Genomic DNA, 23,479 nt, shown 5'->3' with positions numbered 1-23,479 from the left:
CGCTCAGTCACCAAGCACCTCCGGACGAGCGGCGATCATTGCGGCATAGCGGCGGTGCATCGCTTCACCGGTGAAAGACTTCACCAGGTGAATCTCCTGCAGCATTGCCTCAGTTGGCTCCACCGGCACCAGCACGTAGCCCTCGGGCGGCGTGAGCGCGGCGGTGATGGCCCGCATTGCACGCATGATCTTCACCGATCCGAAAACCGGATCAGTGACAGCGCCTGACCGAATCATGCGCGCCAGCTGCATACACCCATCCGCCTCATACTCAGAAGCCAAAAGTTCCCTCGCCCTCTTCTCGATGTCGGTCATGCCGCACGCTCCATCTGCTCCCAGTGCGCCGTCAGGCGCTGCACCCGGCCGCCCCGCGCCAGGAACTGCTCAACCGTCTCGCACACCGAATGCTGGACCGCTGTCGCTGGCACCGGCATGTTGGCCGCCCGCAGGCTCACCCGCGCGGCACGGACCCGGCTGGATTTGTTAGGCGACACCGGGGCACCACGGGCGCGGCGCTTTCGGTCGTCCCGGGCCAGGCGCGCTTCCGCCTTGCGGCGCGCCCGGTCGCCCTCTTCCAGCGTCGGCCGGCGCATGCCCTTCCCACTCACCCGATACGCCCTGCCGCTGGCGGTCTCGGTGCGCTCTAGGAAGCCACACAGGTAGCCGCAGCGAACTGCCTCGGCCAGCCTGCGACGCTCATCACCTGGCGCCACGCCGAAAATCGCGCTGATGGTGGGCATAGTGAACAGCTTTCCGGCCGGCTGCTCGGAGAACCAATCGCGGACGGTCGCGGGGGTGACGTCGGTTTTCATGCTGCTTCCCTCAGTTGGTTGACCACCGTCTGCTGCTCGATCAGCTCGTCGTCGGTCCCGTAGGTCTCGTGGAAGGTCCGCGAGCCATCCATCAGGCTCGGGCCGTAGATCTCGCGCATCTCGCTGAACGTCTTGCCCTGCATCGGGTGACGGCGGTGGTGCCACACGCACAGGGCGTACCCGAAGGCGTGACCGCGGCGCTTGTTCCCGCTCTTGGCGTGGTTGTAGTCGCAGCCGTAGACCGCCTGGCCGGGGGCCATCAGCCCTTGGGCGATCAGCGACAGGCATGCCATGCAGGGCCCGACCTTGGCCGCCTCGATCCGGGCGCCCTCGGCAGCAGTCGGTCGCGGTGCGTTGGACCACATCAGCTCTGGCCCTCCCTGGGAAGCCGCGAGGCGCACACCCGCCGGTAGTAGCCGATGCAGCTATGCGGATCCTCACCATCGCCCGGCATGTGAAAGCTCATACGCTTTCCCAAGTCGCAGGGGTTGTAGTCCTTGGGCGGTTCACCGCTCTGCGTCCAGAACTTGAAGTGGCGGCACTCGTCGCAAGGCTCCACATCGCCCACGTCCTTTCGCTCATTCCGACGCCGCACAACCTCTTCCAGCAGCTGATCGGTCGTGAACTGGGCAAGTAGCTTCTTGGCGGCCATCAGCGCGCGGCTCCCTTTTGGTCCTTGTCCGCCAGCCGCCAGCCGTGCTGCCAAGCCAGCGCCTTCTCGCCCAGCGGCTGCACCTTGCGCGGCTCCAGCTCGTCCTGGGTATCCACCCACACCATGTGCGGGTTGGTGCTGAGCCCTTCACCATTCAGGCGGGCCGAGTACCCGGCGTTGATCTGGGCGGCGTACGTGCTGCGGGTGTTGAAGGAAGTGAAGTCCATCAGTATCGGCTCCCGACCTGGCCGGGTTCGTTTGAACCGGTGCAAGGGTTGCGATGGTCGTTGGCACGTGGGCAGCGTTTGTTGCCGCAGATGGGGCACAGGATCATTTCGAACACGCCCCACAGCGCGCGCTTCACGAAGGGCAGGCATTGGGCGCACCAGCAGTTCGGAATCCAGCGGTAGACCGGCTTGAGGCGCATCTCGCCGCCGACACACCGACAGTCGCGGTACTGACCGGTCCACAGCCAATGCCCGTGGCTGCCGGGTGAGACGGAGCCAGTTCGGGTCGGTAGGCGCTCGCTCGGCCGGGATTGTTCTACAGCGCTCATCGTGCGGTTGCTCCTGTCTGTGTGGCGGTGCGGCGGCGGCGGGCCGGCGCGCGATGGCATTGGCGGGCCAGCGCTTCAAGCCGAAGCGCCTCGCCCAGGTAGTAGTCGTGGCGCTCCTGGCGCTCGGTCTCGGTGAACTGCACGTCGATCAGCGCTGTCTCGGCGGCCACACGGTTGGCCTTGGCAAGCCGCGCCGGGTCGTGTTCGAAGATGTCCAGCTGGGTCCGCAGCGCGCGCATCAGGCTGCCTCCGCTGCGCCGGCACCGGCATCCATCAGCCCGGCCACGCCCATCGCCTCGACCTCCGTCTCCGACAGGTGCAGTTCGCGAGCGATCTCCGCCATGTGCTGCTGCACCTGCTCGCGGCTGGCCGGCACCTGCTCGCGGACTTCGTGCTCAATCTCGGCCACCGGTGCCTCGGGCAGCGCCCCGCCGCGCATCACGTGCTCGCGGGCCTGGTCGTACGCTTCGCGCAGCAGGCGGTCGGCCATGTCGGCGCTGGCCATCCGGTAGCGGTGACCGTCGAGGTGCTGCCACACCAGCCGGGTGAAGCCGTCCTGCTTGCCGGCGTCGGCGCGCACCGCGGCGAACGCCGGGACGCCCAGGCAGCGCAGGCGAAACTCGGGCAGCGTCGGCGGCCACGGATCCGCGCAGCTGATGCAGGCGCTGATGCCGGCGGCCAACTGCTCACCCGCCAGGCCGGCCAACCCCTTCGCCCAGGTCAGCGCTGCGCCCTCGTTCGGGTTGTCGCCGTAGCTGCCCGTCCAGCGGCCGCCGTAGATCTCAGCCATTCGAACCCACAGGGTGCGCGTCACCGTCGAGGACAGGGCTGCGCGTGGCGTCTGCGTCGGCGCGCTCGCCATCGATGGCATGGCGGAGGACACGCTCGGCAGGAGATTCGCGACGGATTGCATGGGTGCCTCCAGTGGGACGGTTGGTGGTGGTCAGCTCACGTTCGAGCCAGGCAGCTTCGAAGCCCTGCCAGTTGCGGTTGCAGCACTTGCGGAGGCAGTCATCGACGGTGAAGCCCAGTGCGGCAGCCTGGTGCAGCTCGGCGCCGAAGCTCTCCAGCACGGTCGGTGTGACTGGGGCGCGCCGGTTGCGGCGAAGCTGCAGCCAGTCGGCAAGGACTTGGGATGACGGCGGGGTCGGCCAAGTCGAGAAATCCAGATCCGCCGCCTGGGCGGTCGGCGCGCTTGCGCGCTTCTTTCTGCTCTTAGGTTCTCTTCCTGGTTCTATTCCTGGTTCCTGTGCACGTCGTTCACCACCCCCGTGAACGTCATTCACTACCCCGTGCACCTCGTTCACTACCGGGTGGTGAACGTCATTCACCACCAGATAGGGATCGTGCTCCGGGACCTTCGGCTCAGCCTGGATGCCGAAGTGGAAGTTCAGCCGGTACTGATTGGGCAGGCGGCGGTTGTCTTTTGCGCGCGGCAGGACGCTGATGTAGCCCGCCTGGGCGAGCTTTCCGATCTGATCGATCACCGAGCGGCGGGTCAGACCGCAGTCGTCCGCGAGCGTGTCGTGGCTGGGCCTGCACTGCCCCGTGTCCTTGTTGTGGCGCTCGGCCAACATCAGCAGCACCAGCTTCTGGGTGCTGGTGACGCGCTGACGAGCCGCCCATGCGAATGCTTCGAAACTCATCGTCAGATCACCAGCGCAAGGTTCTGGCCCGGGGCTACAGGCCACCAGGTGCACGCGCTGCGGCCACTGACCTCGCACGGCTTCTTGGGGCCACGCCATGCGCGGCCGTCTTCCAGCAGCTCCGGCAGGCGGCGAGCGAGCATGTAGCGGTCATGGCCGGTGGCCTTGGCCAGCTCCATGCTCGTCAGTCCCGGGTGAGCCAGCACAGCGCGCGCGGCCCGGTCCTGCTGGGCTGCCTGAGCGCCGCTGGCAACCACATGCTGGGCCGCCTCGTGGCTGGTACTGATATCGGTGGCGCGTGCAGGATGGTTCATGCCAGCTGCTCCAGGCCGATTACCTTCAACAGCGTCTTTCGGAAGGTCACCAAGCTGATCAACATGTCGTCGGTGCCATTGATGATCCGACGTGCGTACGGCCGGTCCTTCTCGTCGATCACGCCATCCGCAACAGCAGGACTGAGTGCGGCCACCAGCTCACCGAAGTCCGTCATCAACTGCCCAACGCCTGCCGTGTCACACGATTCCTCGATGGCATCAAGGCGGATCGGCAGAACACCGCGACGACGGCCCAGCTCACGCTCGCAACTCGAGCGGTACGGCTCTGGAAGGCTGAGAACCCAAGCGTCCTCCAGATTGGCAGGCAGGGTTTTGACCACCCCATCGAGGTAGCGGCCCAAGATTTGGCCGTTGTGCTTCTTGTCGGAATCGCAGTCACCGCCGCGCGTGATACGGAACGGAACTTCGCGGTCGTCTTCGGCCAACCGATTCAGGTACATGTCGGCCACTGCCATGGCGAACGATCGGCGATTGCTGCCGGTGTCGCGCAGCATCTGCTCGGTGAAGGCGTAGATCACGGTCTGGCGCTTCGGCAGAAAATGGGTCGCGTGCTTCATGACGGGGTCTCAGCTCGGCGCCACACTGGGGCCATGGAAGAATTCAATTCAGGGACGAACGCAGGCCAATCAGGCGGCGTGCACTTCAAGGTCAATTCGGCCAGCGTCCGGGTCGTCCTGCGCGGCTTGGGCGGCTTGGGCGGCCGGAGGCGTCTCCTGCACGCCCAGCAGCCTCATCACCTGCGGCAGCGCCGGGACGCTCTGCTCTTCCGGCCAGGCCTCAACCTGCTCAACAGGCAGATTCAGCAGCTTCGCCAGGGGCGCGTCGGTCTTGAAACCGAACTTGGCCCGCAGCGCACGCTTGCTCATGCGGCTGTCGACCAGTGCATTGATCTCGCCCGCAGGAGTCGGTGCCGGGGCAAGCGCCGGACCCACTCGGTCCGAGTGCAACCTCAGCAGCGCGAAAGCCGAGGCAGCGCGCGGGGACTGGGACCGACCGCTGGCGAGATCACCAATGGTTGACGCCGCGCAGCCGACTGCCTCGCCGATCAAGGCGTACGTCATGCCTTTGACCTGCAGGTCCGAAATTACTTCTGCCCAAGATTTGTCCATGTCGGAGAGCCTACGGGATTCCGTAGGGTCACGTCAACGGCATTCCGTTACGGAGTTCCGTTCAAATATGAACATGGAAACTATCGGCAGCCGCATCCGCGCTGAGCGCGAAGCGCAGGACATCTCGCGCAACGAACTGGCCAAGTACGCCGGTATTGCCCCGACCACTCTCTCCAACCTCGAACTCGGTCTGTCGAAGTCGAGCAGCGCCCTCTACAAAATCGCGCGACGCCTTGGCGTGCAAGCCGATTGGCTTGAAACGGGACGTGGCACCAAGGAAGCATCGGCAACAGATTCCCCCCCCGTCGCTTCGACTGAGACCCGCCCCGGCTACGTTCGCTTCAATCTGCTCGAAGGGGCAGCCGGAATGGGGGCAGGAGTGGTGAATCAGGATTTCCCTGAGGTGATGCAAGTGATGGAGGTTGCTGAGTGGGAGGTGCGGCGGAAGCTGGGCTTCCTCCCCCGGCCAGGGCAGATCCAGATCATTACAGGGCGTGGACCGTCCATGAGACCGAAGATCGAGGACGGCGATATCGTGTGGATCGACACCGCCGTGGACTACTTCGATGGCGACGACTACTACCTGATCAGCTACGACGGCGAGACGCAGATCAAGATGCTGCAGAAGCGCGTGGATGGCATGTACGTGGTCAGCGCGAATCCGGACTTCAAGGAGTGGCGGTGCGAGCCCGATGAGCTCTCCATACAGGGCCGCGCGCTCGTCCACGCTGGCTTCAGGCGTTTTTGATAGGGGATGTTGATGAAGATGCTGGTACGAATGGGAACGCTGCTGCTGGCAGCTGCGCTACCGATTTCCGCGCTCGCTGCCGACCTGACAGAGGAACAGCGCACCCTGGTGCAGGTCTACGACGCGCCCGGCCACGACAAGGCTGCTATCTATACGGCCGGACGTCAGTGGATCGCCGAGAACTTCAAGTCGGCGAAGGCCGTGATCGAGTACGAGAGCCAGGCCGATGGGACGATCATCGGCAACGGCAATATCAACTATCCCTGCGCGAGCGCCTGGGAATGCTTGGGCAAGCCCGATTGGACGGTGCCCTTCACCATGCGCCTTGAGGCGAAGGACGAGCGTTTCCGGCTGACCTTCAGCAACATCAGGCTGCACTGGCCCGCGAAGATCAATGCCGGAATTCGCCAGCCTGAGTTTGACGGCCCGGTCCGCAGCGCCAAGGACATGGACAAGATCAAGCCGAAGCTGATGATGTTCGGCGACGAGATCCGCACCTCGCTTACTACGCGAGCCGCCAGCGACAACTGGTAGGCACACGCCACCGGGGAACCTGTCCCACGGCCAAAGAGCCTCGCCGAAAGCGAGGCTTTTTTTTGCCCGAAGATAACTGTGTTCAGTAATCTGTTGCCCCACCTACGGCATTCCGTTGACAGATACATACGGCATTCCGTAGTCTACAGGGGTCGCCCCAGTAACAGCCCATCCGGGCCGGGGCTCGGAGTCATCCATGGCTTTCGCTGCCTTCACCGCTTCCGGTCCCGTCACGGTCAAAGCCGTGCACGCCACCGATACCGTCGCCATCTCCTTCGGCACCGTCGAGATCAACCTCTCGCCTGTCGAATGGGCCGAGCTCGCCATGAAGGGCTCCAGCGCCGCGCTCGAACTGCGCGCCAACCACGTCCGCACCGGCATGCGCATCGGCCCCCTGCAGCTCGGCAACGCCGACCTGGTCGAGGCGCAGGCATGAGCGCCGCCAAGCACACCCCTGCGCCGTGGGAAGTCAGCTGTGGCGGACACGGCAGCCGATCCGGCGTCGTGATCGACGAGTACTTCGTTCTGAATCGTGCCGTTGCCGACGACGTGGCAATCGCCGCAGACATCGTTGATCCCGCAACCGGCCTGCCCAGCGAGGCCAACGCCCGGCTGATCGCCGCCGCGCCTGAGCTTCTCGCGGCTCTCAAGATGGCTGAGTCGGTATATCGCCACAACGTCGTCAAAGAGGGCGAACCCAGCAGCGTCCTCGATGCAATGCAGCGCGCGATCGCCAAGGCCACGGGCGCTGCCGCATGACCGACAACGACTTCATCGCCGCCATGAAGCGCGGCCTGCCGCCCATCGCCCCGCCGGTCTGGTGCGGCATCGATCTCGCCACCGGCACCGACGTCTCTGTAGAGGCAGACGTAGACGCCGCCGGGGCCATCACCAACATCCGCGTGATCCAGCCCTCCCAGGAGCCAGCATGAGCGCCGTCATCCTCTCGTTCCCCACCAACACCGCCCAGCGCGCCAACGGCGCCGGCCTGGCCGTGGCGATCGCGGCACGCCGAATGGGCTACCGCCCGCACCACATCGCCCGCGCTGCCGCCCTCGCCCGTCGCGAGGTCCTGGACGGCCACAAGAGCGCTGCCCGCGCCGTCGCCGACATGACCCGCGACCTGGCGCATGGCGCTCGCAACCACACTCCGGGTGCCGCATGAGCTACTACAAGACCAACGACCCCGCTGTGCTGGCGGCGTACGAGCGGGAGCGCTCTGACAAGGAACTGCTGCAGGCGGAGATCGAGGCGTTCGCCGCCCGCTTTGGCGGCAAGGGCCTGATGTACGCGGACCCTGCGCGGCTCGCGGGCATCAAATTCAGCCCCGCCCGGCCGCGCGACCTGTGGCGTGCACCCGATAGCAACGGCCTTCAGTGGCCCCGCAGCGCGCCGCTCAAAGGTGCAACCGCTGAAACAAAAGCCGCGCTCAAAGCATTGCAGGCCGAGTGGCAGATGCACCTGCCAGCCCGCGATATCGACACGAATGCCGTGTACCGAGCCCTTGGGTTCAGCAGCAGCTGCGACTTCTTGTTTGAAGGCCTGACGCTCTTCCGCTCGAACGGCTTCGTTTATGCCTCCACGAAGAAGGCGATGCCGCGCATGAAGGAAGTGCTGGGCAGCGAGTACGAGTTGGCAAAGGCGGTGCGCTCGTGAGCGGGATCGACTTCGCCTTCGGCCTGATCGTCGGCTTTGCCGCCGGCGCGGTCCTCGCCACCGCCTGGGTGCAGCGCCGCCAGGAAGAGCACTTCGCCAAGCTCATGGAGCAGATCCGATGCGCTGGCTGAGCAGCCACTGGCGCGCCGCCGCGCTCGCGCTGTTGGCCGCGCTGCTCGGGCTCGTCTCGTTCGGCATGGCATGGGTGCGCATCTACGACACCGGCGTCTACCTGTTGATGGGGGCGCTGCTCTCCGCCAGCCTCGTGCCCGACGCGTGGAGGCGCGGCCGCGATGGCTGATCCAGTCGCCACCCCGCCCACCGTCGCCTCAACCGTGCGCGCCATGCGCCGTGCAGGCGCCGCCGGCGACGCGGTGCCGGCGGGCGTGGTGCAGGCCTGGGCAGAGACCTTCCTGACGCAGCTGTACGGCCCGCAGAAGCCGGTTCGCTACGAGTGCAAGAGGCCTTACAGCACCGACCCGTGGCAGGAGGCCGATCCGGAAGACGTGATCCACGCCAGGCGCCGGAACCTGGAGATTCGCGCGCTCTACCTGCACCCGCCCGCAGGCAAGCACAAGGACCACCGGTGGCCGCCCGGCAGCAACGGCCAAGGCGAATGCCTGGAGTGCGGCGAGACCGAGTGGCTCGCCGGCCCCGACTGCAGGCCCTTCGCCCCGCTCCGCGACCGCAGATCCGATCTGCCGTTCCGGATCACCTGGCTGATCGAGCCGCTCGAAAAGCTCCACTACCTCGCCACGCACCTCAACCCGACCGACCGCGCCAGGTGGCGCAACGAAGCCACCTACCTCATCGACCGCATCAGAGACCACGAGAAGGGAAGCCAGCCATGACGACCGACAAGAACAACGCGGCACCGGACCCGCAGCCCGCAGAGCTGGCCGAGCAGCAGGGGGTGAACGGCTGGGATATCGCCGAGAAGGTGCGCGCCGACTTGGATCGGCAGTCATGCCCTGACGCCTACATGCGCATCGCCGTCGAGTCGGTCGTGAAGCACCTCGCCGCAACTGGCAAGCAGCAGGTTGGCGAGGTGCAGGGGGACATGTTCTGGCTCGCGGTAGATGGCGAAAGGATGGGCTATTCGGTCGAAGAGCTGATTGACGACATGTGTGACGGCGAAGAGGTTGAAATTCAGACTGCTGTGCAGCTCCCGAACTTCTGGGTCCGCGTCAAAGCTGGAGACGGTGGAAGCGTTGACTTCGACGTGATCGACCAGCGCGATGCAGCGCCGGGGGTGGGCCAATGATCTCCCGTCTCTTCAATAACGCGCACGTCCTCTTCCAGAAGACGAATGACGACGGAATCACCGAGGCGGCAATCGCTGCCTCAGTGGACAACGGCGACATGGTCGTCCTGGAGCAGGAGGGACGCCACATCGTCATCGATCCGTCCAGCGTGCCGGAGTTGTGCCGACTGCTGAAGCAGCTGCAGAAGGAGCTGGGCAATGGCTGAAGTCGCCATCGACATCACCGGCGAGGAAGGCGCGCCCTCCATCGTCAACACCGTCGCATTCGACCTGCAGCTGACCGGCTGCGGCCTCTCCATCGAAATGACTCACGAACAGGGGCAGGCCATCTACCTGGGCTTGGCGGAGTTCTTCGGACCCGAGAAGGAGCCGACCAATGGCTGACGGCGAATCCTACATCGACTGGTACGGCAAGGGCCGCAAGCAAAACTGGCGTACGCCGCGCGGCATGTTCGATGCCCTGAACGAAGAATTCGGCTTCACGATGGATGGCGCGAGCGAGCCCGGAAACGGCCTGTTGCCAGTCGCCTCCACTGCTGAGGCCCCCATTAGCTGGGCCGGACAGCGCGTGTTCTGCAATCCACCGTGGTCGAACATCCGCCCTTTCATCGACCTTGCGGTGCAAGCGGAGCTGGCAGTGTTCCTGGTCCCCGCCCGCACGAACGTGGGCTGGTTCCATCACGCACTGGATCTCGGAGCCACCGCCCGCTTTTTTAAAGGCCGCCCGAGTTTTGAGCTGCCGGAACACACCGGGAAGGCCATAACAGCCCGGTGGATTGTCTGCTTCTGGTTTTCTCGAAGGAAGCCACCACCCTGGCCACCGTCAAGCCGCCGCGTGACCGGCGCACCAGGCTGCGGGAGGACGTCTGATGCGCGAGCGACCCATCCTGTTCAACGGCGCCATGGTGCGCGCCATCCTGGCCGGCCAGAAGACCCAGACCCGGCGCGCGGCGAAGCTGCCGCATCAGAATCCGCTCGGTCGATGGGAGGCATCCACCTCGGGTGGCCACGGCGCGCGCGACGGGAAAGGAAACTTGGTGCCCGAGCACGCGTGCATCTGGCACACCCGCACTGGTGAGGCATTCTCTTGCCCGCTCGGTGAGCCTGGCGACCGACTGTGGGTGCGTGAAACGTGGATGGACCTCACGGGCACGGGGATCGAGCACCGGGACATGGCGACCGGAAAACGCACTCGGTACGCCTACGGCGCCGATAGCCCCAAGGGCAGCTGCAGCGACCAAGCACGCAAGGACTACGGGCTCCGGTGGCGGCCGAGCATCCACATGCCGCGCGACGCCTGCCGCCTGGTGCTGGAGATCACCGACGTGCGCGTGGAGCGGTTGCAGGCGATCAGCGAGCCTGATGCCATTGCCGAGGGTATCGAAGAGCTCAACGGGCGCTTCACCTTCAACGGCGGCATGCACGAATCACTGACGCCGCGGCTCAGCTTCCAGACCCTGTGGGATTCGACCGGTGGGGACTGGGCAAGCAACCCGTGGGTGTGGGTCATCGAGTTCAAGCGCGTGGAGGTGGCCGGTGGCTGATCCCATGACCCAGGCCAAGCACACAGCGCGCGTGCTGATCGGCGAGGCGCGTGCCCGGCGGCTGGTGGGCCACGGCTTCTGGTGCATGTTCCGCATGGCCCAGTCAGCTCGCCGCCGCGCCGCAACCCTTCCCCGCCCGGCGCCGCCGGCACTCCCCATCCAACCGGAGCTGTTCGCTTGAACATGACCCCATCATTTGGCCTGGGAGCATTGGCGTTCTCGGCCACCATGGAAGTTCCGCACATCGCCAAGCGCGATAGGCCGCTGGCTCAGCACGACTATGCGGACTACGGCTGCGTCCGTTCCGTCATGGAATTCATGAAGTGGGCGCACGAACAGGACCGCTTCCCGACGGTCCCGGCTGTGCAGAACCGATTCAACGTCAGCAAGGCGACGGCCTACAGATGGACCAACGCCCTTGCTGAGACGTACGGCATCGACCCGCCGGTTCGATCCGGCCCAGGCATCTTCGAATGACTGCCGCCAATCAGGAGAGCTCCCTATGACCCAGCGACACATCAGCCACCCCGAGGGCCTGCCCAAGTGCGCCGCCGGGCACAGCGCGCGCCACATCCACGACCTGCGCGGGCTCGCCGCCGGCGGCGGCCATTTCGTCGAGTGCAAGTGCCGGATGACCAGCAAGCAAGCCGAGCCGGACGCAGCGCTCTCTGAGTGGCGCCGCATCAACCGCCCCGCCCGCAGCGCGCGAAAGGTGCTGGCCGCGATCGCGGCGCCGGCGGACAACGTTATCCAGATGCGCCTGGCGATCCCGGGCGAAGGGAGGCTGGCAAATGGCAGTTAATATCTGCCTGTCGCGTGAAGAGGTCCGCCAGCTGTGCCGCACTCCTCAGAAGGCGCGACAGGTCACCTTTCTTCAGCGCAACGGCATCCGGCACTATCTGGACGCCCACGGCTGGCCCGTGGTGATAAGGGCCAGCCTGGAGCAGACTGAGCGCGCGACGCCGGCCGGTGCCGGCTCCTGGAAGTCGAACAAGGCAGCCTGAAATGGGAAGGAAACCCACCAAGCCGGGGGCCATTCCCCGATTCCGTGTGCGTCAGCGCGGCAAGGTCGCGTATTACTTCTACGACCACGGCGGAAAGCCGCGGCGCGAGACCTCGCTGGGGACCGATTACGGCCTGGCCATCAAGCGCTGGGCCGAGCTCGAGCACGAGACCAATCTGCCCAAGGCAGCGGTGCTGACCTTTGCCATGGTCGCCGACCGGTACATGGCCGAGGTCGCGGTGCGAAAGGCGTCGCGCACCCTGGCGGACAACCAGAAGGAAATCGCCAAGCTCAAGGAGTTTTTCGACGACCCGCCGGCGCCGCTGGAGGGCATCCAGCCCGTCGACATTCGGCAGTACATGACGTGGCGTACGAAGGCCGGCACGGCTTACGTGCGCGCGAACCGCGAGAAGGCGCTGCTCTCGCACATCTGGAACTTCGCTCGCGACAAGGGATACACGGCACTGCCCAACCCGTGCGCGGGCATCAAGGGGTTCAAGGAGACAGGGCGAGATGCCTATGTCGAAGACGATCAGTTCGCGGCGATCTGGAAGGCCGCAGATACGTGCCTGCGGGATGCCATGGACCTGGCCTACCTGACGGGTCAGCGGCCGTCAGACGTACTGTCGCTTTCGGAGATGGACGTACGGGATGGGGTTCTCAACGTGCAGCAGGCAAAGACTCGCGCCAAGCTGCGGATCACGGTAGCCGGCGAGCTGGAAGAACTGCTGCGGCGTATCCGGGCAAGAAAGTCTGCGTACAAGGTGCACAGCACTCGCCTGATCGTGAATGAGAATGGGCGGACGATCGGAGTGAACGCGATGTCCAGGAAGTGGGCGAAAGCCTGCGAGGTCGCAGGCATTGCTGGTCTGCAGTTCCGCGACCTTCGTGCCAAGGCTGCTACTGATAAGGCCGACACTTCAGGCGATGTGCGGGCCGCGCAGAAGCAAATGGGTCATTCGTCGGTGGTCATGACGGAGCACTACACACGGAATCGACGTGGGGCGAGGGTCACCCCGACGCGATAGGACCCAGTTAGATGCCGAACCGACGGGGTTTTGGAGCATTACTTCCTTGGTTCGGCTCTTGGGCAGGCTTCACACCTGCATCTGGGTACTTCTTCTGAACATGCCGAAGTGACTCTTTAAAAATCTCGTCCAACTGGGACTGAGACGGCGGGCGCAGGTCCTTATTGTTGTTGACGAGCCAATCGAGAATCCGCTGTGTACGAGCGACCTCAAACTCAAGATTCATGATCGCTTCAGGAATATCGATTCCATTTACAGAGATGGACATTTCTAGCCGCCTTCCTGGTTCTGACTGATTACTGGTTCTTTCGGGCTGCCAGCCTTTATGTGGTCCCACGTAGCACTGGCAGCGATCCCAAGGACGAAGGAAAGGCCGAGGCCAAGAAGATACAGCCCAATGGCTCTCCCGTTGCGACGCCAAGGTCGCGCATAGGGATAGTAGGTCTTCGTGTTGCATTCGCTACACAGAACCACATTCCCTTGCGACACGACAGGGTCGAGGGCCATCTCCTTGTCACAATTGGGACAACTGATAACGGAGTGGACGACCTTCCGGACAGTGACGCTCGGCACGCCGTCGTTGACAATTTTACTCACCGCCGCCCCCTTCCTTGTTGATGCCAATCATATGCCATGATCAACGGTAGAGTGTCGATTGCGGAAACAACCTTAAATTGCGGAAAACAAAAAGCCCGCTTTCGGCGGGCTAAGTGTTTGATTCTTAATGGAGGCCTGGGTCGGAATTGAACCGGCGTACGCGGATTTGCAGTCCGCTGCATGACCACTCTGCCACCAGGCCGGTGACCCTACGATCATCGAAGGCGTGTTGCGTGCCCCGATAAAACAAGACCCCGAGAACGGGGCCTGGTCAGGATTTGGAGCGGGAAACGAGACTCGAACTCGCGACCTCAACCTTGGCAAGGTTGCGCTCTACCAACTGAGCTATTCCCGCAAAATCAAGCGTATATGTTACCGAAACCACTCGAAACACACCAGCTTTTTCACACTTTTTTTCACATCCCGGCCCCTGCTTCCGGACCGGATGCCCGCGTGCCACCGCGGAGAAAAACAAGGCCCCAAGGGGGCCCTGTCGAAATCTGGAGCGGGAAACGAGACTCGAACTCGCGACCTCAACCTTGGCAAGGTTGCGCTCTACCAACTGAGCTATTCCCGCAGACTTTCGCTTGCCCCGACGGCACCGCACCCTGAGGCGCTGGAGGCTGTCGGCCCCTCGACCTGCGTCGAAGGAGCGCTATTCTGTCGGAATTCCTTCACGTCGTCAACATCCTTTTCGCACCACGTCAGTGCGCTGTTCCGATCTGCCCGGACGCCTCCACAGCGCTGGCGCAGCCCCTCGATCCCAGGAACCCTTCGGCCATGCCACGCCATCTCCGTATCGCCCGCCTCGCCAGGGGCACTGCGATCAGCCTCGCCGCCGTCACCCTCCTGCTGGGTGCAACGACGCACGTCTTCTCCAACGCCTGGCTGATGCTGACCGACAGAAGCAACGTGATCCCGGCCGAGTCCTCGATCCTCTGGTTCGAGCCCTACGTCATCAACCAGGGCGCATCGAACTACTGGCTGTACGGCAAAGACCGCACCAACTACTACCACTTCGCGCATATGGAGCAGGCGCTGTACCTGTACCTGCCGATCAATAACAGCTGCCCCGGGTTTGATCGGGAAAACATCCGCACCTGGTGCAACGTCCGGATCGGGAAGCACCACTGACCCTCGACACGCACAAACGAAAAAAGCGACCCGGAAGGTCGCTTTTTTCGTTGCATCGCATTGGGACGAATCCCGATGAAATGCGCTATCTGGAGCGGGAAACGAGACTCGAACTCGCGACCTCAACCTTGGCAAGGTTGCGCTCTACCAACTGAGCTATTCCCGCTTGGGAGGCGAAATTCTACAGCCAAATGCCCCCCTGTCAACAGCCCTCACGCATTCTTTTTTGCTTTGGCGTTCTCACGCGCAAGGCGCTCGTCTTCGCGCAGGCTCGGCCACGCGGCGTGCAGGTATTGCAGGCCCGACCACAGTGTCAGGATCGAGGCGATCGCCAGGGTCCAATCGCCGATGTGGAAGACCTGGGTGCCCATCCAGATGTCCTGCATCGGGGTGTGCGGCGCGACCGAGTACAGCAGGCACAGCAGCGCGACCATCTGCGCGGTGGTTTTCACTTTGCCGATCACCGCCACACGCACTTTGGCCCGCTGGCCGATTTCCGCCATCCATTCGCGCAGTGCCGACACGGCGATTTCACGGCCGACGATCACGGCCGCCCAGACCGCCATCCACGCGGTGGGATGGCCCTGCACGATCAGGAACAGCGCCACGGCCACCATCAGCTTGTCCGCGACCGGGTCGAGGAAGGCGCCGAACGCGGACTGCAGGTCGTAACGGCGGGCGATCCAGCCGTCGAGCCAGTCGGTGAGCGCAGCCAGGCCGAAGATCGCCGCCGAGGCGAAATTGGTCCACTTGTAGGGGAGATAGAACACCAGCACCAGGACGGGGATCATCACGATCCGCAGCAGGGTCAGCCAGGTGGGGAGGGTCAACTTCATTGCGTCTCTCTACTCGCCCGCCGCGTCGGGCGTGGGCAGTCCATGAAGGTTAGCGTAGATACGCGCAGCGAGGGCGTCATTGATGCCGTCCACTTTCGCGATTTCCGCTTCGCCGGCGGCTTTCAGGCCGACCAGGCCGCCGAAATGTTTGAGCAGGCTGGCGCGCCGGCGCGGGCCGATGCCAGGAATATCCTCGAGTTTGCTGGTCATCCGGGCCTTCTGGCGGCGCCCACGGTGGCCGGTGATGGCGAAGCGGTGGGCTTCGTCACGCACCTGCTGGATGAACTGCAGCGCCGGTGAGGCCGCGCCCGGGCGTAGTTCGCGGCCATCCGGCATGACCAGGGCTTCATGCCCTGCCCTGCGCTCCACACCCTTGGCCACGCCGACCAGCATCACCCCTTCCACGCCCAGATCGGCCAGCGCCGCCTGCGCCTGGGCCAACTGGCCGGCGCCACCATCGATCAGCAACAGATCGGGCAGCACCGCATCTTCCTCCACCGCCCGGCGGAAGCGCCGCTCGATCGCCTGGCGCATGGCCGCGTAGTCATCGCCGGGCTCGATGCCGCTGATGTTGAAACGGCGGTACTGGCTGCGGACCGGGCCCGCCGCATCGAACACCACGCACGAGGCCACGGTGGCTTCGCCCATGGTGTGACTGATATCGAAACACTCCACGCGCTTGACCTGTTCGGTCAGACCGAGCATCTGCCGCAGGTCTTCGCTGCGCGCGTGCTGCGCGGTGCGGCTGCCCAGTTCGGTCACCAGGGTGATCTGCGCGTTGCGCGCGGCCAGTTCCACATAGCCGGCGCGCTCACCGCGCACGTTCCAGCGCAGCTGCACCTTGTGCTCGGCGGAGGCACTCAACGCCGATTCGATCAGGCTGGCATCGGGAATCTCGCGATCGAGCAGGATCTCGCGCGGCGGCGCGTGCTCGGCGTAGTACTGGGAGACGAACGCGCCCAGCACTTCATCGGCACTCTCTTCGCCATTGGTGCGCGGGAAGAACGGCCGCGTGCCCATGTTGCGGCCATCGCGGAAGGCCAGCAGCAGCACGCAGGCACTGGCGCCCTGGGTGGCACAGGCGAGCACGTCCAGATCCGCCGCGCGGCCGTCCACGTACTGGCGGGTCTGCATGCTGCGCAGCGAGGCGATCAGATCGCGCAGGCGCGCGGCCTGCTCGAACTCCAGTGCTTCGCTGGCGGTCTGCATCTGGGTGCCGAGCTCGCGCGCCAGCTGATCGCTCTTGCCTTCCAGGAACATCGAGGCGCGGCGTACCGACTCGGCGTAATCGTCCGGCGCCACCAGCTCCACGCACGGCGCGCTGCAGCGGCCGATCTGGTACTGCAGGCAGGGCCGCGAGCGGTTGCGGAACACGCTGTCTTCGCAGCTGCGCAGCTTGAACAGCTTGTGCATCAGGTTGAGCGTTTCGCGCACGGCAGTGACGCCCGGGTACGGACCGAAGTAGCGCCCGGGTACCGCCCGCGGGCCACGGTGCAGCGCGATGCGCGGCCATTGCTCACGGGTCAGCAGCACGTGCGGATAGGTCTTGTCGTCGCGCAGGGAGACGTTGTAGCGCGGCGAGAGCGACTTGATCAGCTGGTTTTCCAGCAGCAGCGCCTCGGCCTCCGAGCGGGTCACGGTCACGTCCATGCGCGCGACCTGCGACAGCATCGACATGATCCGCGTGGTCTTGGGCGTGCCGTTGAAATAGCTGCCCACGCGGTTGCGCAGCGCACGCGCCTTGCCGACGTACAGCAGCGTGTCATCGGCGGCGTACATGCGGTACACGCCGGGGGCGGTGCTCAGGTGGGCCGCAAATGCCTTGCCATCGAAGGCGGGGGCGGAAGAAACAGTCATTCGTTGATCGGCACGTCGCTCAGGACACCACTGACGGGGTCGAATCGCAGCACGGCATGGGCATCGGTCTCGGCAATCCAGACCGCGCCACCGCCGAGCGCCAGGCCAGCCGGGCCATGCAGGCGGCGCGGCAACTCCAGCGTACTCAGCTCACCACCGCCCAGGCGCAGCGTGCGCAGGCGGCCGTTGCCGGCATCGGCGATCCACAGCAGCGGCGCATCCGGACTGAGCGCGATCGCCTGCGGGTACTGCAGCAGTGCCGAGGTGCGCGGGCCGTCCTGTTCGCCGAAGGTCCACAGCCCCTGCCCGACCAGCGTCTGCACCAGATCCCCACGCAACTGCATGGCGCGGATAGAGGAGCCCAGCGCATCGCAGACGTACAGCACCTGCTGGACCGCCGCGACCGAGCACGGCTGCGCGAACGCGGCCATGTGGCCACTGCCGTCGCGCTCGTCGATCGCCCCACTGCCGGCGCGCCAGTGCAGGCTGCGCTGGCCAAGGTGATAGCTCCAGATACGGTTGTCGCCGGCCATCGCAATGTGGATCTGGTTGTCGGCGACGGCCAGTCCCTGCGGATGGTTGAGCGCGGTGTAGCGCGGATCGGCCACCGGCCCTTCGATCGGTTCGCCGGGGCGGCCAGTGCCGCACAGCGTGTCGACCTGGCCGGAGAGCAGATGGATGCGGCGCAGGGCATGGTTGCCGGTGTCGGCCACGTACAGCCATTCGCGCTCCAGCGCGAGGCCCTGCGGATGGTGGAAGGCCGCCTGGGCCTGGTCGCCATCCATGAAATCGGCGGTGCCCATGCCGAACTGGCGCAGCACGCGGCCACCATGGCTGCATTCCAGCACGCGGTGATGGCCGGTGTCGGCGATGTACAGGCGCTCGGTGGTCACCGCCAACCCGGTCGGGAAGCGCAGCGGGAGGCGCGGCTCGGGACTGAGTTCACGGGCGCCGTGCAGATCCTCATCGGACGGCCGCGAGCTGCCTTCGCACAGCGCAGTGAGCGAGCGTTCCAGTTCCCCGCCGAGACCGACCAGACGCTCGCGCTCGCGCCCTTGGGCATCAAGCAGGACCAGGGTCGGCCATGCGGTCACGCCGAAGCGGCGCCAGCCATCCCAGTCCGCATCCAGCAGGGCCGGCGCGTTCAGCCCCTGGCGGCGCAGCAGCTTGAGGGACTGATCGGGATCGCGCTCGCCGTCAAAACGTGGCACCTGCAGCACCAGCAGCTGAAGCTTGCCCGGGTTGCGTGATTGCCACTGGGCCAGCTCGGCCAGCCGCTGCGCGCACCACACCGAGGCGGCATTGACGAAGGCCAGCACGACCGGCCGCCCCTGCAGCTCGGCCAGGGTGGTCGGTTTGGCGTTGAGCCACGTGGCGAACTCGGGCAGATCCTGGACGGGCTGGACGTTCATGCCCCGATTATGCCGGACTACGCGTCATGCAACCGTCGTGCCACGGTCACGGGTGTGCCGCCCACCAGGCTTCGGCGCGCGCCAGATCGTCCGGGGTATCAATGCCGGGCGGGAACTCGGCCGGGGTCAGCGCCACGCTGATGCGGTGCCCCGCTTCCAGCACGCGCAACTGCTCCAGCGACTCCAGCTGTTCCAGCGTGCCAGCCGGCAACGCGGCGAACTGGCGCAGGAAACCGGCGCGGTAGCCGTAGATGCCGATATGGCGCAGCCAGTGCGCGCCGGCGAGCGTGTCGCGCGAGCGGGCGAAGGCATCGCGGTGCCACGGAATGGGCGCGCGGCTGAAGTACAGCGCGTCCAGGTTCTGCTTGCGCACGACCTTGACCACGTTCGGGTCGAACAGGGTGTCCGCGTCTTCCACCGGCGTGGCCAGCGTGGACATCTCCGCACCGCTGTAGACCAGGGCTTCGGCCACCGCGCGGATGCCTTCTGCCGGGGCGAAGGGCTCGTCGCCCTGCAGGTTCACCACCAGGGTGTCATCGGACCAGCCCGCCTGCGCCGCGCACTCGGCCAGCCGATCGGTGCCGGAGGCGTGCCCGGTGGAGGTCATCGCCACACGTACCTCGGCCATGCCCTGCAGGGCATCGGCGATGCGCTGATCGTCGGTGGCGACCCATACCTCGCGCGCGCCGGCGAGCAGCGCGCGTTGCGCCACGCGCAGCACCAGCGGCTCGCCGCCGAGCAGGCGCAGCGGCTTGCCTGGCAGCCGCGAAGCGGCATAACGGGCGGGAATGGCAACGACGAACTCGGCGGAAGCGCTCATGGGGGATGACCTGTACGAAAGGAATGCAGTCAGGGACGCAGTGTGCCGCAACCGGCACCGGGCCCGTCAACGCTTGCCGAGTTTCTCGACGCGGTCCAGCAGGCTGATCCAGAACGCCGCCGGCAACTCGGCCGACAGCGGCACGGCGAAGTGCCATTCGGTCGCGAACGCCTTGCACTTGACCGCGTCCTTCTCGGTCATCAGCACCGGCAGTTCGCTGCCGAAGCGCAGATCCGCTGGCTGGTAGGCATGGTGATCAGCGAAGGCATGCGGCACCACGCCGATGCGATGCGCGCGCAGCATGTCGAAGAAGCGCTGCGGATTGGCGATACCGGCCACCGCATGCACGCGCTGGCCCTGGAAATGCGAGAGGCGCCGCGCGCGGCCGCCCTGCAGCGGCTGTGCGCTGTCGATGCGCAGCTGCATCGGCCATTCGCCGAAGCCGCAGGCGGTCTGCGCTTCGGTGCCATCGCTGGCCTGGCCCATGTTGACCACGCGGAAATCGCAGTCGCGCGCACGGCTGGCTGGCTCGCGCAGCGGCCCGGCGGGAATCAGCCGGCCGTTGCCGTAACGACGCTGGGCGTCGACGACTTCAATTTCGATGTCGCGCGCCAGCCGGTAGTGCTGCAGGCCATCGTCGCAGACGATGATGTCGCAGCCCGCCTCGACCAGCGCCTTGCCGGCCGCGACACGGTCCGCATCCACCCGCACCGGCACGCCGGTTTTCCAGGCGATCAGCACCGGCTCGTCGCCGCCGACGGCGGTATCGGTGCTGGCCAGGACCCAGCGCGGGGTGCCTGCATCCTCGCGCCCATAGCCACGGCTGGCGACCCCCGGCTTCCAGCCGGCGTCGCGCAGACGGTTGACCAGGGCGATCGTCAGCGGGGTCTTGCCGGTGCCACCGGCGGTGACGTTGCCGACCACCACCACCGGCACCGGCAGTGAATGCCGTTTCAGCCAGCGACGGCGATACGCCATCCGGCGCAGCGCGATCGCCGCGCCGTACAGCGGTGACGCCAGGCGGGCCAGGAACGGAATGGCGCTGCCGTCGTACCAGTACGACGGCGTGTGGGTGCCCTTGCCTGCCATCAAGGCTGCCTTTCGCGGAACTGCATCTTGTGCAGGTGCTCGTACAGGCCACCCAGCGCCAGCAGTTCGTTGTGCGTGCCGCGCTCGACGATGCGGCCATGGTCCATCACCAGCACCTGATCGGCATGTTCGATGGTGGACAGACGGTGCGCGATCACCAGTGTGGTGCGCTCGGGCATCAGGCGCTGCAACGCATCCTGCACCAGGCGCTCGGACTCGTTGTCGAGCGCAGCGGTCGCTTCATCCAGGATCAGGATCGGCGCATCGCGCAGGATCGCGCGGGCGATCGCCAGGCGCTGACGCTGGCCGCCGGAGAGCAGCGCACCGTTCTCGCCGACCGGCGTCTGCAGTTGCTGCGGCATGCGCGCGATGAACTCCCACGCATTGGCCGCTTCGGCCGCGGCGCGGATCTGCTCTTCGGTCGCATCCATGCCGTAGGCGATGTTGGCGCCCACGGTGTCATCGAACAGCATGACCTTCTGCCCGACCATGGCCACCTGGCGACGCAGGTCAGCCAGCGGGTAATCGTCCAGCGCCACCCCATCCAGCGTGATGCGGCCGCCGCTGGGTTCGTAGAAGCGCGGCACCAGGCGGATCAGGCTGGTTTTGCCGCTACCGGAGCGGCCGACAATCGCCGTCACCGTGCCCGGCTTGGCCACGAAACTGATGTCGTCCAGCGCGATGCCGGTGTCTTCGCGATAACGCAGCATCACGTGCTCGAACGCAAGCTCGCCCCGTGCGCGGCCGATCCGCTGGATCCCTTCGTCGCGCTCGACCGGCATATCGAGAATCCCGAACAGGCGCTCGGCCGCGGCCACACCGCGCGAGATCGAGGTCTGCACACTGGTCAGGCGACGCAGTGACGGAATGATCGCCATCATCGAGGTCATCAGGCCCATGAACTGGCCTGCGTTGAGCTTGCCGGCCAGCGCCTCGCGGGTGGACACCCATACGATCACCGCCAGCGCCAGGGCCGCGAGGAACTGCACCGTGCTGGAGGCCAGCGCGCGCGTGGTTTCGACCTTCATGTTCAGGCCGAGCATGCGGTTGGCAAGCCTGGAATAGCGCGAAATCTCGTGCGCCTGGGTGCCATGCACCTTCACTTCCTGCTGCGCGGCCAGGGACTGTTCGGCGGTCTGCGCCATGCCGCCCATGCCGTCCTGGATGCCACGGCTGATCCGGCGGTAGCGCTTGCCCACGATCGAGACGATCACGCCGATCAGCGGCACCACCACCAGCATCGCCATCGTGACCTTGACGCTCATCTGCAGCATCACCACCAGCATGGCGATGATGGTGAGCGTATCGGCCACCAGGGTCTTGAGCGCATCGGCGCTGGCCTGGGTGACCTGCTCGGTATCGAAGTTCAGGCGGCTGACCATCACCGGCGTGGCCTCGGCATCGAAATGCGAGGACGGCAGATGCAGGTACTTTTCCAGCACCTGCTCACGCAGGTCGCGCACCACGCTGCGCCCGGTGCGGGCCAGCGCGTAATCGCTGACCAGGGTGGCCAGGCTGCGCATCATGAACAACCCGAGGATGGTCAACGGCAGGATCACCGCCATCCGCGGCTCCGGGTTGACGAAGCCCCGGTTGACCAGCGGCTCCATGAGCTTGGTGAAGCTGTAACCGGCCAGGGCCTCGACCACCATCGCGACCACGGCGGCAACCATGAACACCCAATAGGCACCGGTATACCCGAGCAGGCGCTTGTAGATCGGCCAGACGGGGGAATGTTTCTTGCTCATGGACGCACCTCCGGCGCGGTAGCGATGGCGATGCGGCGGAAGCCCAGCTGGCCCAGAGCATCCTGGGCCGTGACGACAGCCTGGTAAGGGGTGCGCGCGTCGGCGCGCAACAGCACGGTCTGTTCCCGATCGCTGCCGGCGACGGCGGCAATGGTCTGCTTGACCGACTCGACGTCGGTGCGCAGCACTTCCTGGTCGTTGATGAAGTAACGCCCTTCGGCATTGACCAGCACGCTCAGCGAGCGCGGCGGCTCGGTGGTGTCCTGCTGGCTGGCGGTCGGCAACTGCAGCTGCAGCGTCGAACGCGCGTCGAAGGTGGTGGTGACCACGAAGAAGATGATCAGAACGAGGATCACATCGATCAGGGGAACCAGATCGATCTGCGGCTCGTCCTGGATCCGGTCATTGCGGATGCGCATCCGTCAGCCCTTGACCGTGACCGGTGCGGCGCCGGCCGAACCAGCGGCGGCACGCGGCGCGTTGTTCATCACGCCCGGGCGACCGTCGAGTGCATCCAGCAGGGCCGACGCCTCCTGCTCCATCTCGATCACGTAACCGGCGATGCGGCCCTTGAAATAGCGATGGAACATCAGCGCAGGGATCGCCACGATCATGCCGGTGGCGGTGCAGACCAGCGCCTTGCCGATACCGCCGGCCAGCTGGTTCACATCGCCCACGCCGTGGTCGAGAATGCCCATGAACATCTGGATCATGCCGACCACCGTGCCGAGCAGGCCCAGCAGCGGGCCCGCCGAGGCGATCGTGCCCAGTGCGTTCAGGAACCGCTCCATGCGGTGAACCAGATGCCGGCCGGCATCTTCGATGCGCTCGCGGATCTGGTCGCGCGGGCGGTTGCGCGCTTCCAGCGCGGTCGCCAGCAGCGCGCCCAGCGGCGAGTTGCCGCGCAGCGACTGGATGTGGCTCGGGTCGAGCTTGCCGCGTGCGGCCCAGTTGCGCACTTCCTGGCCCAGCCCGGGGGGCAGGACTTCATTGCGCCGCAGGGTCCAGAAACGCTCCAGGACGATTGCCAAAGCCAGTACGCCCAACAGCAGCAGCGGCAGCATCGGCCAGCCACCGGCCTTGACCAGTTCCCACACGT

At 65.7% G+C, this 23,479-nt stretch carries 41 protein-coding genes and 4 tRNA genes; 20 read left to right on the top strand and 25 right to left on the bottom strand.

What is annotated here, in order from left to right:
• Positions 1-3: 3 nt before the first annotated feature.
• The 12 genes from ABE422_RS11435 to ABE422_RS11380 all read right to left on the bottom strand — a co-directional run bounded on the left by ABE422_RS11435 (position 4) and on the right by ABE422_RS11380 (position 5,110).
• A complete protein-coding gene (locus ABE422_RS11435) occupies positions 4-315 on the bottom strand; it encodes a hypothetical protein (RefSeq protein ID WP_346483000.1) in 312 nt (103 codons plus the stop codon).
• Positions 312-812 (bottom strand): hypothetical protein, encoded by a 501-nt coding sequence (locus ABE422_RS11430; RefSeq protein ID WP_346482999.1) that lies wholly within the window; start codon positions 810-812, stop codon positions 312-314. Before ABE422_RS11430 ends, ABE422_RS11435 begins: the two co-directional genes overlap by 4 nt.
• The gene (locus ABE422_RS11425) at positions 809-1,177 is read right to left on the bottom strand and encodes a Ref family recombination enhancement nuclease (RefSeq protein WP_346482998.1); all 369 of its coding nucleotides are present in this window, start codon (positions 1,175-1,177) and stop codon (positions 809-811) included. Before ABE422_RS11425 ends, ABE422_RS11430 begins: the two co-directional genes overlap by 4 nt.
• Complete coding sequence (locus ABE422_RS11420) at positions 1,177-1,464, bottom strand: hypothetical protein (RefSeq protein ID WP_346482997.1); 288 nt, start codon at positions 1,462-1,464, stop codon at positions 1,177-1,179. The genes ABE422_RS11425 and ABE422_RS11420 overlap by 1 nt, the downstream gene beginning before the upstream one ends.
• Positions 1,464-1,691, bottom strand: coding sequence for a hypothetical protein (locus ABE422_RS11415; protein ID WP_346482996.1), 228 nt, complete (start codon positions 1,689-1,691; stop codon positions 1,464-1,466). Before ABE422_RS11415 ends, ABE422_RS11420 begins: the two co-directional genes overlap by 1 nt.
• Complete coding sequence (locus tag ABE422_RS11410) at positions 1,691-2,020, bottom strand: hypothetical protein (protein WP_346482995.1); 330 nt, start codon at positions 2,018-2,020, stop codon at positions 1,691-1,693. Before ABE422_RS11410 ends, ABE422_RS11415 begins: the two co-directional genes overlap by 1 nt.
• Positions 2,017-2,259, bottom strand: coding sequence for a hypothetical protein (locus ABE422_RS11405; RefSeq protein WP_346482994.1), 243 nt, complete (start codon positions 2,257-2,259; stop codon positions 2,017-2,019). The genes ABE422_RS11410 and ABE422_RS11405 overlap by 4 nt, the downstream gene beginning before the upstream one ends.
• Positions 2,259-2,810, bottom strand: coding sequence for a hypothetical protein (locus tag ABE422_RS11400; protein WP_346482993.1), 552 nt, complete (start codon positions 2,808-2,810; stop codon positions 2,259-2,261). Before ABE422_RS11400 ends, ABE422_RS11405 begins: the two co-directional genes overlap by 1 nt.
• A complete protein-coding gene (locus ABE422_RS11395) occupies positions 2,803-3,666 on the bottom strand; it encodes a helix-turn-helix domain-containing protein (protein ID WP_346482992.1) in 864 nt (287 codons plus the stop codon). Before ABE422_RS11395 ends, ABE422_RS11400 begins: the two co-directional genes overlap by 8 nt.
• 2 nt (positions 3,667-3,668) lie before the next feature.
• Positions 3,669-3,980, bottom strand: a complete 312-nt coding sequence (locus tag ABE422_RS11390) for a winged helix-turn-helix domain-containing protein (protein WP_346482991.1) — start codon at positions 3,978-3,980, stop codon at positions 3,669-3,671.
• A complete protein-coding gene (locus ABE422_RS11385) occupies positions 3,977-4,558 on the bottom strand; it encodes a hypothetical protein (protein WP_070427031.1) in 582 nt (193 codons plus the stop codon). The genes ABE422_RS11390 and ABE422_RS11385 overlap by 4 nt, the downstream gene beginning before the upstream one ends.
• A 69-nt stretch (positions 4,559-4,627) precedes the next feature.
• A complete protein-coding gene (locus ABE422_RS11380; protein WP_346482990.1) occupies positions 4,628-5,110 on the bottom strand; it encodes a hypothetical protein in 483 nt (160 codons plus the stop codon).
• 67 nt (positions 5,111-5,177) lie between these two features.
• Here ABE422_RS11380 and ABE422_RS11375 point away from each other — a divergent pair, with 67 nt between their 5' ends.
• The 19 genes from ABE422_RS11375 (at position 5,178) to ABE422_RS11285 (ending at position 12,887) form a co-directional block, all read left to right on the top strand.
• Entirely contained in the window at positions 5,178-5,858 is a 681-nt protein-coding gene (locus tag ABE422_RS11375) for a helix-turn-helix transcriptional regulator (protein WP_346482989.1), read from the top strand.
• Between the two features lie 12 nt (positions 5,859-5,870).
• On the top strand, positions 5,871-6,392 hold the full coding sequence (locus tag ABE422_RS11370) for a DUF4468 domain-containing protein (RefSeq protein WP_346482988.1): 522 nt from the start codon (positions 5,871-5,873) through the stop codon (positions 6,390-6,392).
• A gap of 196 nt (positions 6,393-6,588) precedes the next feature.
• Complete coding sequence (locus ABE422_RS11365) at positions 6,589-6,828, top strand: hypothetical protein (RefSeq protein ID WP_346482987.1); 240 nt, start codon at positions 6,589-6,591, stop codon at positions 6,826-6,828.
• Positions 6,825-7,151, top strand: a complete 327-nt coding sequence (locus tag ABE422_RS11360) for a hypothetical protein (RefSeq protein ID WP_346482986.1) — start codon at positions 6,825-6,827, stop codon at positions 7,149-7,151. The genes ABE422_RS11365 and ABE422_RS11360 overlap by 4 nt, the downstream gene beginning before the upstream one ends.
• On the top strand, positions 7,148-7,324 hold the full coding sequence (locus tag ABE422_RS11355) for a hypothetical protein (protein WP_346482985.1): 177 nt from the start codon (positions 7,148-7,150) through the stop codon (positions 7,322-7,324). The genes ABE422_RS11360 and ABE422_RS11355 overlap by 4 nt, the downstream gene beginning before the upstream one ends.
• A complete protein-coding gene (locus ABE422_RS11350) occupies positions 7,321-7,557 on the top strand; it encodes a hypothetical protein (protein WP_346482984.1) in 237 nt (78 codons plus the stop codon). The genes ABE422_RS11355 and ABE422_RS11350 overlap by 4 nt, the downstream gene beginning before the upstream one ends.
• A complete protein-coding gene (locus tag ABE422_RS11345) occupies positions 7,554-8,048 on the top strand; it encodes a hypothetical protein (protein ID WP_346482983.1) in 495 nt (164 codons plus the stop codon). Before ABE422_RS11350 ends, ABE422_RS11345 begins: the two co-directional genes overlap by 4 nt.
• Positions 8,045-8,179, top strand: a complete 135-nt coding sequence (locus ABE422_RS11340; protein WP_346482982.1) for a hypothetical protein — start codon at positions 8,045-8,047, stop codon at positions 8,177-8,179. Before ABE422_RS11345 ends, ABE422_RS11340 begins: the two co-directional genes overlap by 4 nt.
• Complete coding sequence (locus ABE422_RS11335; RefSeq protein WP_346482981.1) at positions 8,167-8,349, top strand: hypothetical protein; 183 nt, start codon at positions 8,167-8,169, stop codon at positions 8,347-8,349. Before ABE422_RS11340 ends, ABE422_RS11335 begins: the two co-directional genes overlap by 13 nt.
• On the top strand, positions 8,342-8,899 hold the full coding sequence (locus ABE422_RS11330; RefSeq protein ID WP_346482980.1) for a hypothetical protein: 558 nt from the start codon (positions 8,342-8,344) through the stop codon (positions 8,897-8,899). The genes ABE422_RS11335 and ABE422_RS11330 overlap by 8 nt, the downstream gene beginning before the upstream one ends.
• Positions 8,896-9,312 (top strand): hypothetical protein, encoded by a 417-nt coding sequence (locus tag ABE422_RS11325; RefSeq protein WP_346482979.1) that lies wholly within the window; start codon positions 8,896-8,898, stop codon positions 9,310-9,312. The genes ABE422_RS11330 and ABE422_RS11325 overlap by 4 nt, the downstream gene beginning before the upstream one ends.
• On the top strand, positions 9,309-9,518 hold the full coding sequence (locus ABE422_RS11320; RefSeq protein ID WP_346482978.1) for a hypothetical protein: 210 nt from the start codon (positions 9,309-9,311) through the stop codon (positions 9,516-9,518). Before ABE422_RS11325 ends, ABE422_RS11320 begins: the two co-directional genes overlap by 4 nt.
• Positions 9,511-9,696, top strand: coding sequence for a hypothetical protein (locus ABE422_RS11315; protein WP_346482977.1), 186 nt, complete (start codon positions 9,511-9,513; stop codon positions 9,694-9,696). Before ABE422_RS11320 ends, ABE422_RS11315 begins: the two co-directional genes overlap by 8 nt.
• Positions 9,697-10,181: 485 nt before the next feature.
• Positions 10,182-10,856 (top strand): hypothetical protein, encoded by a 675-nt coding sequence (locus ABE422_RS11310; RefSeq protein ID WP_346482976.1) that lies wholly within the window; start codon positions 10,182-10,184, stop codon positions 10,854-10,856.
• 4 nt (positions 10,857-10,860) lie between these two features.
• Positions 10,861-11,037 (top strand): hypothetical protein, encoded by a 177-nt coding sequence (locus ABE422_RS11305; RefSeq protein ID WP_346482975.1) that lies wholly within the window; start codon positions 10,861-10,863, stop codon positions 11,035-11,037.
• Positions 11,034-11,333 carry a hypothetical protein gene (locus tag ABE422_RS11300; RefSeq protein WP_346482974.1) on the top strand — a complete coding sequence of 100 codons (300 nt, stop codon included), beginning with the start codon at positions 11,034-11,036 and terminating at the stop codon, positions 11,331-11,333. The genes ABE422_RS11305 and ABE422_RS11300 overlap by 4 nt, the downstream gene beginning before the upstream one ends.
• A gap of 25 nt (positions 11,334-11,358) precedes the next feature.
• Positions 11,359-11,658 (top strand): hypothetical protein, encoded by a 300-nt coding sequence (locus ABE422_RS11295; RefSeq protein WP_346482973.1) that lies wholly within the window; start codon positions 11,359-11,361, stop codon positions 11,656-11,658.
• Positions 11,648-11,860: a DUF4224 domain-containing protein gene (locus ABE422_RS11290; protein ID WP_346482972.1), complete on the top strand. Its 213-nt coding sequence runs from the start codon at positions 11,648-11,650 to the stop codon at positions 11,858-11,860. The genes ABE422_RS11295 and ABE422_RS11290 overlap by 11 nt, the downstream gene beginning before the upstream one ends.
• A gap of 1 nt (position 11,861) precedes the next feature.
• On the top strand, positions 11,862-12,887 hold the full coding sequence (locus ABE422_RS11285; protein ID WP_346482971.1) for a tyrosine-type recombinase/integrase: 1,026 nt from the start codon (positions 11,862-11,864) through the stop codon (positions 12,885-12,887).
• A 7-nt stretch (positions 12,888-12,894) separates the two neighbouring features.
• Here ABE422_RS11285 and ABE422_RS11280 read toward each other — a convergent pair whose 3' ends face one another.
• The 4 genes from ABE422_RS11280 to ABE422_RS11265 form a co-directional block, all read right to left on the bottom strand.
• Positions 12,895-13,155, bottom strand: a complete 261-nt coding sequence (locus ABE422_RS11280) for a hypothetical protein (protein WP_346482970.1) — start codon at positions 13,153-13,155, stop codon at positions 12,895-12,897.
• A gap of 457 nt (positions 13,156-13,612) precedes the next feature.
• A tRNA-Cys gene (locus ABE422_RS11275) sits at positions 13,613-13,686 on the bottom strand.
• Positions 13,687-13,763: 77 nt separating this feature from the next.
• Positions 13,764-13,839 (bottom strand) — tRNA-Gly (locus ABE422_RS11270).
• Between the two features lie 146 nt (positions 13,840-13,985).
• Positions 13,986-14,061: transfer RNA gene (locus ABE422_RS11265), tRNA-Gly, on the bottom strand.
• Positions 14,062-14,264: 203 nt separating this feature from the next.
• On the opposite strand from ABE422_RS11265, the gene ABE422_RS11260 reads away from it, so the two are divergent.
• Positions 14,265-14,618, top strand: a complete 354-nt coding sequence (locus ABE422_RS11260) for a hypothetical protein (RefSeq protein ID WP_346481860.1) — start codon at positions 14,265-14,267, stop codon at positions 14,616-14,618.
• Between the two features lie 90 nt (positions 14,619-14,708).
• Here ABE422_RS11260 and ABE422_RS11255 read toward each other — a convergent pair.
• The 9 genes from ABE422_RS11255 to ABE422_RS11215 form a co-directional block, all read right to left on the bottom strand.
• Positions 14,709-14,784: transfer RNA gene (locus ABE422_RS11255), tRNA-Gly, on the bottom strand.
• A gap of 46 nt (positions 14,785-14,830) precedes the next feature.
• Positions 14,831-15,454: a CDP-diacylglycerol--glycerol-3-phosphate 3-phosphatidyltransferase gene (pgsA, locus tag ABE422_RS11250; RefSeq protein ID WP_088433209.1), complete on the bottom strand. Its 624-nt coding sequence runs from the start codon at positions 15,452-15,454 to the stop codon at positions 14,831-14,833.
• A 9-nt stretch (positions 15,455-15,463) separates the two neighbouring features.
• Positions 15,464-17,311: an excinuclease ABC subunit UvrC gene (gene uvrC / locus ABE422_RS11245; RefSeq protein WP_346481861.1), complete on the bottom strand. Its 1,848-nt coding sequence runs from the start codon at positions 17,309-17,311 to the stop codon at positions 15,464-15,466.
• Complete coding sequence (locus tag ABE422_RS11240; RefSeq protein ID WP_346481862.1) at positions 17,308-18,723, bottom strand: hypothetical protein; 1,416 nt, start codon at positions 18,721-18,723, stop codon at positions 17,308-17,310. Before ABE422_RS11240 ends, uvrC begins: the two co-directional genes overlap by 4 nt.
• 46 nt (positions 18,724-18,769) lie before the next feature.
• Positions 18,770-19,543, bottom strand: a complete 774-nt coding sequence (kdsB, locus tag ABE422_RS11235) for a 3-deoxy-manno-octulosonate cytidylyltransferase (RefSeq protein WP_313213044.1) — start codon at positions 19,541-19,543, stop codon at positions 18,770-18,772.
• 66 nt (positions 19,544-19,609) lie between these two features.
• Entirely contained in the window at positions 19,610-20,632 is a 1,023-nt protein-coding gene (lpxK, locus tag ABE422_RS11230) for a tetraacyldisaccharide 4'-kinase (RefSeq protein ID WP_313217826.1), read from the bottom strand.
• A complete protein-coding gene (msbA, locus tag ABE422_RS11225) occupies positions 20,632-22,380 on the bottom strand; it encodes a lipid A export permease/ATP-binding protein MsbA (protein ID WP_313217824.1) in 1,749 nt (582 codons plus the stop codon). Before msbA ends, lpxK begins: the two co-directional genes overlap by 1 nt.
• Positions 22,377-22,799, bottom strand: coding sequence for a biopolymer transporter ExbD (locus ABE422_RS11220; protein WP_123728864.1), 423 nt, complete (start codon positions 22,797-22,799; stop codon positions 22,377-22,379). Before ABE422_RS11220 ends, msbA begins: the two co-directional genes overlap by 4 nt.
• Before the next feature lie 3 nt (positions 22,800-22,802).
• Positions 22,803-23,477: a MotA/TolQ/ExbB proton channel family protein gene (locus ABE422_RS11215; RefSeq protein WP_313211230.1), complete on the bottom strand. Its 675-nt coding sequence runs from the start codon at positions 23,475-23,477 to the stop codon at positions 22,803-22,805.
• Positions 23,478-23,479 lie beyond the last annotated feature (2 nt).

It is taken from the genome of Stenotrophomonas sp. TWI1151 (assembly GCF_039673135.1).
Classification (GTDB): Bacteria; Pseudomonadota; Gammaproteobacteria; order Xanthomonadales; family Xanthomonadaceae; genus Stenotrophomonas.
Note: the sequence above shows the minus strand (reverse complement) of the source record. Positions and strands in the feature narration are given on the sequence as shown.